1 pseudogene is annotated in these 329 nt (G+C 73.6%); it reads right to left on the reverse strand.

The annotated features are described in order from the left end of the window. Positions 1-282, reverse strand: a pseudogene (locus HUX53_RS00575) (amino acid permease-associated protein); the annotation flags it as partial. Between the last annotated feature and the right edge of the window lie 47 nt (positions 283-329).

A 329-nucleotide genomic window follows, 5' to 3' on the forward strand; every position in this document is an offset into this window, starting at 1 on the left:
GGATGTGTATAAGAGGCAGACCTTGAGGTTCAGCATCAGCCAGCCGACCGCGGGGATCGTCGCGATCACGACGAGCGGCGCCGCCGTGCTCGCGCTGCGGCACTCCCAGCCCGACCTGCACCGGCCGTTCCGGATGCCGGCGGCGGCGACGAACAGGAAGGCGAACAGCGTGCCGATCACGACGAGCTGCTCCAGCGTCAGCACGTCGACCGTCTGCGACATGACCACCGCCGCGCCGCCCGCCAGCAGCGTGGCGCGCGAGGGCCCCTTGTACCGGCCCATCTACGCGCCCGGGCGGGGCCGCAGCCCCGCCCCGCCCCCCCCGCACC

The organism is Actinomadura sp. BRA 177, from assembly GCF_013372625.1.
Taxonomy (GTDB): Bacteria; Actinomycetota; Actinomycetes; order Streptosporangiales; family Streptosporangiaceae; genus Spirillospora.